Source organism: Stieleria sp. (assembly GCF_041595215.1).
Taxonomy (GTDB): domain Bacteria; phylum Planctomycetota; class Planctomycetia; order Pirellulales; family Pirellulaceae; genus Stieleria; species Stieleria magnilauensis.
The window spans coordinates 1-12,621 of sequence record NZ_JBFHKV010000112.1; the positions used below are offsets into that span (position 1 = coordinate 1).

General features: G+C 60.7%; 3 protein-coding genes. 1 reads left to right on the forward strand and 2 read right to left on the reverse strand.

The window, feature by feature from the left end; translation table 11 throughout:
- Nucleotides 1–206: hypothetical protein (locus tag ABX749_RS06750; RefSeq protein WP_372895297.1), on the forward strand; the 206-nt coding region annotated here is incomplete at its 5' end.
- Here the strand turns inward: ABX749_RS06750 and ABX749_RS06755 are convergent.
- Together ABX749_RS06755 and ABX749_RS06760 are read right to left on the reverse strand one after the other, a co-directional pair.
- Nucleotides 203–5,536 (reverse strand): protein kinase, encoded by a 5,334-nt coding sequence (locus ABX749_RS06755; protein ID WP_372895298.1) that lies wholly within the window; start codon nt 5,534–5,536, stop codon nt 203–205. The genes ABX749_RS06750 and ABX749_RS06755 overlap by 4 nt on opposite strands.
- On the reverse strand, nt 5,533–12,399 hold the full coding sequence (locus ABX749_RS06760) for a beta strand repeat-containing protein (protein ID WP_372895299.1): 6,867 nt from the start codon (nt 12,397–12,399) through the stop codon (nt 5,533–5,535). The genes ABX749_RS06755 and ABX749_RS06760 overlap by 4 nt, the downstream gene beginning before the upstream one ends.
- Nucleotides 12,400–12,621 lie beyond the last annotated feature (222 nt).

Here is a 12,621-nt window from a genome sequence, read left to right on the forward strand (position 1 = left end):
ACCGTCCAGATTTGGATTTAGGGTTACGTTTATCGAACGAAAAAGGGATCACCACTGAGCCCACGGATAGCAGCGCGAACCCACGGATTTTTTTCACCGTGTCATCCGTGGGTTCGCGCTGCCATCGGTGGGTGTTCTTTTTGGCAGTAAGCCCGGCAAAACGGCTGAGTGCTTCGTCCGAATTGAAGCTTCTGAGGAAAGACTAAGGCGCGACGGGACCGAGCGTGGCAGGTTGAGGTGCCGGCCAGAGCAGCACTTTTCCGTCTCTGGCGGCGGTCATGATGAGACTTCCGTCGGCGTCGCAATCAATCGCCGTGACGCCCTGGGTGTGGCGGCGCAGGGCCAGTACTTCGCGACCGAAGATCAAGTCGGAATCGGCCGACAAGTCGTCCTCCAGAACTTCCAACCGCGGATCCCACACCCGCGCAGACTTGTCGCGCGACGCCGTGAGCACGCGCACCTGGCCGGAATCATCGTTCAACACCGCAATCGATTCGATCCGATCGGCGTGTCCACGCATCACCCGCGGCTTGACGTCGGCGTCTGCGTTCGAATCAATCAACCACGCCGTTTTATCCGACGCGCCGACCGCCACGTAACGACCGTCGGTCGAGAACGCGATACAGGTCGGCGCGAGACCGTGGGGCAGTTTCCAGCGGAATGTCGCCGCGGAACCGTCAATGAGGTGTCGTTCGATCGAACCATCGGAACCAGCCAGCAGCAACCGCCCGCCATCGGGCGAAAACCGCAGATGTTTGATTTCGGTTCCTTCGATTGCGAACTCGCGTTCCAAGCGGAAACCCGATTGGCGATCCTTCCAAATCCAAAGGCGTGCTGCCGCGCCGGCGCCGCAGGTTGCGATTCGATAACCGTGTTCGTCCACGTGGCTTGAAATATCCAGCCCCGTCATCGCACCGGCGTGGGGGTTTTCAAGCTTGTCGATCGCCGCTCCGGAATCGGTCTGCCACAGACGCACGCTTCGACTGGCCGTCGCGGCAATCTTACCATCGGGAGAGAAACACGCGTCGATCACCGAGGCGTGGGGACGATAACTTTTCACGTGAGCCATCGCGTTGATCGACCAACGAAAGGCGGCTTCCCCATTGAGCGTGATCAACTGGTCGGTGCCCGACAACAACCCCGTCTCCGGCGCTCCGATCGTGGCCGGTAAATCGAAGGCCTTGCTTTGTCGGCTGGCCAGATCGATCAACACCACCCGACCGCCGCGTCCCTGTTTGGTCTGACGACAGAGGACGACATGGTTTCCTCGATTTCCGAATCGCGCCGACGTCAGTCGCGCATTGTCACCAGCCGCCTGACCGTCGGATTCGAGCGGCGCCTCCACCCGATCGAGTCGACGGCTGTTTTGTGATGCCAGATCCCACCACGTCGCGGTCGTGACGAAACGATTGTTTGTCGTTTGCGCCGAAAGCGTGATCGCCTGATCGCCGCGGTGTGACAACGAGACGCCGGTCACGAATCCGTCATGATCCAGCCGGCGACGCGGCTGACGTGATGCGCAATCAATCTCCGTCAATTGCCCGTTGTCGCTGGCCACCCAGAGCGATCGGTTGTCCGGGGAAATCGCCAGCTCATTGATGCGGTACCCTCGCAACAGATCGATCGGCGGCCCGATGGGTTGCCCGGTCGCCGCGTTCCATAGCAGGCACCGCCCCCCGCGATCGCCCGTTGCCGCGAACGCCCCATCACTGGACAACGCAAACGCGGTCACAGCTTGATCGCCGGCGGTAAAGCGGTGCACGATTCTGGGAGTCCCGGTGCGCCGATCGACATCCCACAACAAGGCCTTGGCGTCCGGTCGGCTGGAACCGGACAACAACCGGCGTCCGTCTTGGGAAAGGGCGAAGGCGTTGTTGAGCCCCGTCCCCGGCAACACGCCGAGTTGGGTTCCCGAGTCGACATCCCAGATGCGGATCGTCGCATCCGCGCTGCCGACGAACAATCGTGCTCCCGATGCATCCAGCTGCGCCGACATCGCCAAGAACTCGGTCCCTTCGTTCAATTCACCTGGCGCACCTTCTTTGGTGTTGATCCGCGCGATCTCGCGAAACATCATCCGGCTTCGATCGAGCCCCAGGATCCGAGCGGTGTGGTCGCGGCTGGCGGAAATCAATCGTGCTCCGGAACGATCGAGCCGGGCGGCCAGGATTTCGTCACCGTGCAGTTGTGCGCCGTGTAGTTGCGTCCCGTGCAGTTGTGTCTCGTTTGTCTGACTCGCAGGCAATCGATTTTCGTCGGTCGGGTCGTCCCCGTCGGGCCGAGGCGAGTCGGGTGCCGAACGATCCCAAACCCGGACGGTTCCATCGGCCGATCCCGACATGACGGCAGCGTCGCCCGGCGCAACTGCTTTTTCTCGGATTGCCAACGCGCGCACCCAACCACCATGGCCACGGAGGGTGTACTGCAGCGATTGATCAGAGACCTTCCATGCGGCAATCGTGTAGTCATCCGAACCGGTCAACAGTGTTTGGTCGAGATCATCGAATCGCATCACGCCAATCGCGTCGGGGTGCGCTTTCCAACTCGCGACGGTGGCCTCTGGGTTGGAGCGTGTGGGGGCAGGCTGTTCCGAGGCTGCCTGCTCGGGCGCTGGCGGGTCGGGCGACTCGGGTGTGTCGCTGATTGAATCGATCGCCTGCTCCAGCGCGGCGTCGAAATCCGTCGGCCGCAATTGCTGGGGACGCCACAGGAACACGTTGCCGCGAGTGTCTCCGGATGCGGCCAGTCGTCCATCGCTGGAAAGCGCCAACGCAATCGCCGGAAACGGGTGGTCGGAAAACTCACCGATCCTCGCGAACTGATCGGACTTGAGATGCCACGCGACGACTCGTCCCGATTTCCCGTCGCTGACCGCAGCGATGATGATCGGCGGAGCATCGGAGTCGGCTGGACGGGACGCCAACGAGACAACCGGTGCGATGTGCCATCCGCGAGCGACACGTTGCTCCTTGACAGGATCCCACAGCGCGACGGTACGATCAGAGGAGGCGGACAACAACCGTCCGTCGGCCAAGAACTGCAGATCATTGACGGTCGCTGAATGTCCGTCCAACGTGTGCACGGTCTGGCCAGTCATCGGGTCGACGATCAAGACAGCCCCCCGCTGGGTTCCGATCGCACACCAGCGGCCATCCATGGCGATGTCCACGCACGTCGCCGCGAGATCATCGCGGGTCCAAGTCGGCCCCGCCGGCTCATCAAACCACGAACGATGCACCGTCCCATCGCTGCAGACGACGACGCCGGACAGACCGTCCGCCATGGTGGCAAGATCGATGACACCGGAATCGAATCGGAACGCCGATCGCGATTGGTTGGCCAGGTGCCACAGGTACCGCCATTCCCAGGCCGGCGGCTGTCCGGGGCGGGCGGCGCGAATCGCAGCCAGGATCAATCGAGCGTCGTCGAACTCATTGCCGTCGACACGGGCTTTTGCCAAACCGATCTGGGAGAGATACGACTCGTACCGTGCCCGCTGGAGCGCGGCGAGCGCGGCTTTTTCACTCTGCTCGGCCTTCAACTTTTGTCGCAGTGCATCATCGGCGTTTTGGTTTGCGATCAGCTCCTGTGCTTTCGCTTTCCGTTCGTTGCTCTCGGCCAAGCGACGGGCGTCTTTTGCATCCTGCTCATTCTCTTCGGCGATTCCCTTCTGAATTTCAACGTTTTCCTTTTCCCGCTGAACCTGGATCAGTCGATTGGCTGCCAACTTTTCCGACGTCTCGGCGCGATCCCGCTGCTCGTTGGCGATCCGAGTTTGCTCCTCGGCCGCCTGCCGCTGGGTGTCGGCGATCCCGCGCTGTTCATCGGCTTCCCGACGTTTGTCGTTGATCACGTACAGTGCGATACTTCCGCCGACCAGAATGAACAGCAAACTGGCAGCGACAAGGCGACGGAGCAGTCGCAACCGAACCAAACGATGTTCGCGCTGGTGCAGCCCAGCGTTCAGTTTTTCGATCAGTGGCAGGTGATTGGAATCACTGGGATTAAGCAACGACAATCCCAGGTCGAAGTCGCCGTTTTCGTAGGCGGCCGCTGCGTGATCGATCCGGCATCGATCCAAACCTTCCGCGGCGGCTTGATTGCCATCCCAAAGCGCGAGGGCCTGTTCAAATCCGTGACCGGCACGTGAAAAGGACTCGTAGCGCAACGTTTCTTGGGCGCGCTGATATTCCTGCTGGGCGGCCGTCGAGATCGCGATGCTTTCGGAGTGGGATCGGTAGGACCGGATCGCTTGTTGGAAGGCCTGCACACTTTCGAAGCGTTCCTTGGGGTCGGTCGCCATCGCCTGCAACGCGATCTGCAACAATTCGCCGCCCTGCTGCAGCGGTGTGTCTTGAATCTCGTTCTGAGCGACCTTGCGAATGCACTGGCTGACATTGTCGGCCCGGTGCGGTGGAACGCCGGAGATGATGTAAAACAGCGTCGCACCGAGCAGATAGATGTCGCTGTGCGGACCGATCGCCTCGACCGGACCGAGCGCCATCTCCGGTGCCATGAAGGCTGGTGTGCCGCCCAGGCCGGCGGTGAAGGTGATCGAATCGCGTTTTTCGAATTCGGGTTTGGCGATCGCCAGTCCCCAGTCCATCACCAAGACTTCGCCAAAATCCCCGAGCATGATGTTTTCGGGTTTGATGTCGCGGTGGATCACGCCACGCGTGTGCGCGAACGCGATCGCGTCACAGACCTTCAGCAAGATTTCCAGGTTTTCATCGCGTGATTTTTCTTTGATCGTCTTCAGCCAGGGCTGACCGACGACACGTTTCATGGCGTAGAACAGCGTGTTGTCGGCCGCCACGGCGATGTCGTGAATGGGAACGATATTGGGGTGATCCAGATCACCGGTGACGACCGCCTCGGACAAGAATTGCTGACGCCGCTCGTGTTCGACGTCTTTCAAGCGTCCGGATTGGTGGAGCGATTGACGTTTGGCCTTGGGCAGCGGCTTGATCACTTTGACCGCAATCATGCGATCCAGCGATGCTTGACGAGCCACGTAGACATTGCCCATGCCGCCGCGACCGAGCAATCGAATCAAACGAAAGTCCGACGGTGAATCGGGGTCACGCGTCGGGATGGCCAGATCACGCTCGCGAATGTGCAGCTTCGATTCGGTGATGGACCGTTCTACCGCGGGGCGAAGCTTCGACAGTTCCTCCTTGTTCTGTTTGCTGGCACCGATCGCGGCGGATCCCCAGAACGCCGCATCTTCCTTACTTAATTCACGTGGATTGATCGTCTGGGAGATATCTCGGCTGTGCATCACCGATGCCGGTTCGGCCTCCGCAGTCTCTTCATTCAGATCGCTGGCGGTCTGATTTGCCGCCGAGCCGCCGGCAAAAACACGCGTGGCCTCGGCCTTGGTCGGCGGAAGATCGGTTGTCGTCTGTTCCGACGGTCCCTCAAATTGCAAGGTTTCTTCGATCGCGTCGCCCTTGGTCTCGTCAGACGACGCGCCACCCTGGTCGAGATCGTTCAGCGAATCGTCTCGCTTGTCGTCGCGGTCATCGGCATTCATCGCTCGCTTGCCTCCCGATCGTCAGCGGCGCTGAGCCCATCGACACGTGCTCGAAAACGCCCCGCCACCGAGAACCGGCTGAGTCGAGGAGCCTCCCACGCGTCCGGCTCGCGAACCTCGGGGGTGCGGTCCAATCGCATGGGCGGAACCCAATGCGAAGATCGATCGAGTTCCTCGACCGCGTCGGTTTGATCATCAGCGTCGGAGTCATCAGCGTCCAGATCATCAGCATTTTGAATGTCCAGTCCCGCACCCGGAACGACAGGGACCAACCGCAAGGCGCCTCCATCGGGTGCGTCACCCGGCAGAACGGGTTTTCCGTTACGCAAGTCCACGCTCAGGATCGAACGCACGTTACCGTCGCCGAGCACGTATTGAATCTGGTAGCGTCCATCGGGCAAGGATTGGAACAGCTTCTTCAGTTGGTCGCCGCTGATGATGTCATCCGGCAGGCGTGTCGGCGGCACCAAATCGTCGCCTTCGGGATCAGGCGAAAGCACGCGGATCTGAAAGAATTCTTCTCGGGCGGTCGTCGTTGACGCGACCACTTCGGTCGTCTCCATCGTACCACCCAAAACGACGACCGTCGTTTCATTGCTGACGAACACGGGAACTTGTTCGATCACCGGAATCACGTCTCGGACGGGAAAAAACGCCACCGGAATCGACAACGATGGAATGATGAAACGGGCCGTGCCGTTCTCCAAGATCGGTACGGACGGAGCATCTTCGGTCAGCGGATTGTCGGTCGACGAAATCAGCTCTCCCTCAACGACGTGGACCACACTGTCTGCCTGCTGAATCGTTGTCCCCGTCACCATGATCGACTCGTGATGTCGCACCGAGAACCGCACTTCCAAAGGATCGGTCGCGGAAGTTCGACCGTTGAAGCGGGCATCGAGAATGTCAGGTTCCAAGTACAAGTGTTCGACTTGCAACGGTGGCGCATCTCCGCTCAATGAATCGATCTGTTGAAAACGTTGCGTCGCGGCGCCCCAATCGATGTTGATCGTCAATCCGCGTTCGCCGGGGTTGCCGATGTCAACGGTCAACACGCCGGTCGCATCGTTGACGGCCGCTTGCTCCAGCCGATTTGTCGCAATCGTGGTGGCATCATAAAAGGCGGTGTCACTGAGCCCGTCGTCAGGCCGCGTGGCAAACCGACGCGCAACCCCCACGCCCTCACCGGTTTCGATTTGAAAGTCTTCTCCCAACACGATCTGCGGGGCGTCAATCGTGACGGCCCCGATGACGCTCTGGCGAGCTTGGATTTGGACTGAATCGTCCAACTGAATCAACTGACCGGCCTGCAGTCGAATGCGACCGTTGGCACCACCGGCGAGCAGTTCGACATCGCCGCGCCTTGAGTTCAGATCGTCTACCCGAAAGGAATCGAACACGAGGATCGACTCTGACGCGCGGACTCGGATTTCTCCGTTGACCGTCGAGACCGTCTCGCCGTCGTCTTGCCGATCCGACGATGCCAATCGGATCGTATCGACTTCATCGATTTGCACGTCACCCCGCGCGGTTCCCAAAACGCTCAGTTCCAAGTCATTGACGTTCGTCACCAACCGAATCGCCTCGGTCGCATCAGCGGTCGCGTTGCCGCTTTCGACCCGCAGATCGTCCGCGACCAACAGTGAGTTTGCGTTGAAGGACAGCACGTCGTCCCCGGCCACCAATTCGACATCGGTCACCCGCTCGGTGGAGTCAGCGGAGTCGGTCACGATCGATCGGACCAAGATATCACTGTCGGCCGCGGTGGCAACCAACCGTACATCGCGGTGCTGGCCGGCGTCTTGGCCGGCGGCATTTTGCGAACGGACTCGCTCGGCCACGATGTCCCCGACGGCGACGATCTCAATTTTCCCATCAGCCGTCAGCACGTCGACCAACTCGATCGCCGAACCCTCGCGGATCTGGAGCGTCCCAGTTTGCCGAACGAACGCAGCCAACCCCGCAATTTCCGTCTCGATCGCGTCCCCGTCACCGACTCCCCCGGCAACATCGATGTGCACCAAACCAGACTCGGCGACCAGATCCACATCCTGGTCACCCGCATCGATCAACGATCCGAATGGTGATTCGATCGAAATCGCTTGTCCGTTGTGGGTCGAACGAATCGACGAGACGAAGACGTTGCCCGGCGTTTGGACCACGACGGTGCCGGACCCGGCATCGATCACTGAGCCGTCTTGCAGCGCAATCGTGCTGGCGGGCAAATCGGGGGCATTGCCGCCGGACAGAAGTACGCTTCCGCCCAGGGACGTTAAATGTCCCGACGGGGTGAACACCAAGTTTCGTCGGGCCGCGATTGTGACGTCACCCGATTCGCTGACGACGCCGCCCCGAACCGTGATGTCGGACTGGCCGCCGAGATTTTGCAGCACGACCTTGCCGATGCCTCCGGCTGACAACGCCGTCGGCGACACTTCTGACAGGACGTCCATCGAGGCGGTTTCCGTCAAGAGCCTGACATCACCGTTTGCGTTGCCGACGTCGATGATCGACAACCTATCGTCGCCTCTGTGCCGGATCAGGATTTCATCGCCGTTGCCACCGCCGGTCCGAACACGAGACAATTTGACGGTGCGATCCGCCAGAACGTCCATGCGAATCGCCCCCAGGTCCGTGACCGCCTGGACATCAGCGACGCCGGTCACGGTGATCGTACCACCAGCTCCGATGCCGGCGCGGGCGCCTAGACGGATCTCGCGTCCGATCAGATCAACGGTCGAATCCAAATCCGCATCCTCGATCGCAACCGCATCGATCTCAACCCGACCGTTGCCGGCGTCGACCAAGCCGATCGGCAACGTGCCGGTGGACGCGATCACCCCGGACACTTCAAAACTGCCCACAAAGATCGATCCACCCGTCGCCGATGTGCTGGCTGAAAACGATTGCAGCGCCGCGACCCGGATGGGAACGGAAACCGAGCCGACCGAGGCCATCGTTTCAGTGGTGTTGGATTGTCCCGGGAAGATGCCTCCCGCCGTGATCTGCACGACATCGCCGCCCACGTTGACGCTCGACTGCCCCGCGTCGGCGACGAGATTTCCGGCAGCGACCAACTTGACCAAACCCTTCGTCGTGACAGCCGATTCCAACACCAGATCGCCGGCAACCTGAACGTCGATCGTGTCTGCGGCGGAGACGAACAACCGCAGATCGTCCGCTGAATCTCGCACCGTCACGCCCTGGTCGGCGGCAACCTGAACGTTGTCGATTGAGTTGGTTGTCGATCCCAGGTCCAGCTGCCCGGTTGATGAAGCGGTCACTTCAATCGCATCGATCTGTGAACCGATCGCTTGCCCGACCGAACCGATGGTGCCGAGTCCATCGTCGCTGCCCAGGACCAATGTGCCATTCGGCGTGAAAATGTTTCCCAACAGAAATTCGCCGCCATGCAGCGACACCGCGACGCCGGCAGCGGTGCTGCGGAGTGTCCCAAGCGACAGATCGCTTTGGGGCGCGGCGGAGTCAATGACGATTTGACCGGTATTGGCATCGACGGTCGAACGCACGACAAGCGCGTCGCTGGCATTGATTCGAATGTCACCGCCGATCAACGTCAGATTACCATCGATCGCCACCGACTCGGCGTCCAGCAAGAATGTGCTGGCGACATTGAGCATCCCGACATCGATATCGGCATTCCAATTGACTTCGTCCACACCCTGACCACCGACCACCGTCGACACCGCATCAAAGTCCTGGCCGAAATCGGCAAACGACAACCGATCGTTTCCATCACGTCCATCGATGGAAAGACTGTTGGTCGGGTTTTCGAAATGCAATTCGCCGCTTCGACCACCGCTGAACAGTTGCCATTGCGTCATCGTGGGGTCTGAATCACCGATCACGTCCAGTTGATCCGCCGCGCGGGTGAGCTGTGCGGACAGCACCGCCGACGGTAACTGCAAATCGACCAGACGAACGCCGAGCATGGTGATGTCATAGGACGGCGCAAGCGATGGATCATGTTGGACGGTCAAGCTGAGTTCATCGGCGGTGTGATAAACGAAATCAAATTGATCGGGGGAATCGAGCGTGCTACGGTCGCTGTCAAAGATCGTCACCGACGCGTCGCCGGGCACCTGCGCAGTGTCAAAAACGATATCCACATCGAAGTGCAATGGATTCGCGCCGACGTCCACAAAACCGTTGACGTCGATCAACAATTCCGATTGCTCGGCGGTCGCATCCAAAACAAGCATGCGTCCGTTTAATCCGGCGATCGGACGCACGGTCGGATCGGCCGCCTGGGCGTCGGCCAGCGAATCGCCGCTACGGATCTCTAAATCAACGCCGGCTCGCGAAACGATCGTGACCTTTCCGGCTGGCTGCAGACGATCACCGGCGGTCACGATCGCGACGTCATTGCCATCGCCACCGAAGTAGGTGATGAACGCCGGCACCGCGGCAGCGCCGGGGCCAAACCGCGTCAACACACGGGCTCCGTCGAACAGTTCGCGAGGCGTCGCGAGCGACTGGCCGTCCTCGTCGACGTTCGTAACGAACCGCCCGGTCACCGGTCCGTCGGAGTCGTTTTGGACGATCACCAACTCGGTATCGCCGGGCAAGGTGACGGCGACGTCCAACTGCAACAGGGCACCGACAATTTCAATCGGTTGCCCGTCGATGGCGACGGAGTCCAATGATTGGCCCACGGTCGCTCCGTCCACATCCACCTGAAACGTCGCGCCGGCGCTCAGACTCAACGCGCCGAATCGTAACTGACCGGTCGGCGATCCGCTGATGAATTCGTTGGGTGAGAGCGTACCACCGGCGACTGTCACGGTCCCACGAATCTCGCCGCTGCCGGCAAGCACGGCGCCGTCACGAACTTCCACGACCGCGGCCGCATCGATGCTTCCGTCGACCCGCAACGTTCCGCCGACAATGATCAGATCCGTGCTGGATGTGTTCTCGGCCAGCAAAACGAGTTCGCCATCACCTTGCTTTTCGATTGCCGTCTGGCCTTGGGAATCAATCATCACCGCACTGAGTTCGACGATGCGACTGGGTTGGACCGATATCGCATCATCAAATCGAACGTGCATCGCTTGCAGTTCCGTGTCGGCTGCGAACGTTACATCATTTTGGAAGAACACCGATCCTGTTGCCGAGATCTGCCGCGTGCTCGATGAGTCACCGGCGACTTGGATGCCTTCATCGGCGGCCAAGCTGATTCCGTTCCAACCGGTTAAATCAGCGTCGACGACGATGGATCCGGAGGCGTCAACGGAGAGCTGATCACCGCCTTGGAATTCACCCCGGATCGTGGCGGAATCACCTGACAAAAGCATCACACTGTTGTTGGGACCGAGCGTGCGGTGATTGCCATCGAGTGTCAACTGCTGGGCCGCGTTCAATTCGGTGATCGTGCGTTCGAACACAACGTCGCCAGACAGCTGAATGTTGCCTCCGGCGTTTGAGGAGCTGTCAGTCGATCGGATCGTCGCACCGGCCAGGCGAATCTGATCGCCGGCCAGAACCACGTCGCCGCCGTCGACGGACACGTCACGCACGGACAAATCCTCCGCGGCGATCGCAAAACCCGCCAAGTTTTGCGGGCTGTCGGCCGATGTCCCGCCGACGTTCCCCTGAATCTCGACACGACCGCCGGCCGAAGCCCCGAGCGCTTCGATGGTCAGTGCGCCCGCCGTCAGTGTTCCGGCTGGCATCGAGTCATCCGACGTGATCGGACCAATCCAGATCACATCGCCGCCAGTGGCGGTTGGCCCCAGCGCAGTATCGAGCACAACTTGACCGGAGATCCGCGAGTTTCCGCTGACCAGCACATTGGCACCGTCGGTGGTGATCGACGCATCAGTCAAAAACAAATTCGGAGCACTCAGGGTGACATTGCCAGCGGTGCCAGCCGCCGCCCCATCGACTCGACCGTCGATCACCAAGCGGTCACCGGCGATCAAAACGAGCGAGCCAGAATCGGTCGCGATGTTCCCCGCAGCCACGATCTCGCCGGAACGAATCCCCACGTTCCCCGCCGTCACATCCCCCTGAAAGTCGACTTGATCACGCGAATCAACCGATAGGGAGTCGCGGATCGTGACATCACCGGTGAATCGAGTCTCGGTCGCGCTGACGACGCGAACGTCTTCGATCGTTTCGCCGGCGGACGTATCGATCTGCCCGAGACGGATCACCGAATTTGCATCGGGATCAAACTCAAAGAACAGACTCAGGTCATCCGACGACGCACTGATGGTCGCGTCTTGCCAGAGCACCTCGCCGGAATCGCCGATCACACGAACGCTACCGTCAAGCGTCACCGTTCCTTGAACTTCGAATACTCCAGCGCCCAGGTCGATCTGCGTCAACCCGGTCGGCAGCGCTGCACCGAGGATCACGCCTCCGGTCAGAGAAACGATCCGGTCGGCGAACTGAATCGATGTTCCGCTAGGCGTCAACTCAATCGTCTCGCCGACGATGTTGATCTCCGTTGGCGGCGATGGAGACGTGATGGGCTGGAACCCGAGCACGGTTCGGTCGGCGCCACCGGCATCAACGACATCCAAGTTGATTCCGTCGGGCAACTCGATCTGCAACAGATCGTCACCGCCGCCCAAATCGATCGTCACCTGACCGTTGGTGATCTGAGAAACCGCCAACGGATCGGTCTCGCTGCCCGTCGCCCCGCCGTGATGCCCTGCGATCGGAATCACCGTCCCGAAGGCGTCGGTGAGTTGAATGGAGTCGCCGCTGCCGACGGTTTGGAAGTGGACTTCGTCGTCGGCCAAGTCGCCGAAGATCAACAGCCCGCTGGCGGCCGAGAGTTCTGCCGTCGCGTTGAGGACGATTCGCGGCTCCAGGGGGGTGAGGCGAGGCGTCAACCATAGCGGTCCCCCCGGGCAACGCTGTGAACCATTTATTCTCTGCGTTTGACGAGGTGTTCGCGGCAGGGCGCAAGCCCTCCGGTCCCTCATCGTTCCCGAAACACCGGAGGGCTCGCGCCCTACCGCTAAAAAATGCTTCACAGCGTTGCCCACCGGGGACTCGATCGGACGTTGAGCCGCAACGGAGCATCTGTCGATGAAACCGCGCAGCCAGCGCCC

Excerpts from the sequence above, each read along its gene's own strand:
- ABX749_RS06755 (WP_372895298.1), bottom strand. The coding sequence starts at position 5,536 with ATGAATGCCGATGACCGCGACGACAAGCGAGACGATTCGCTGAACGAT.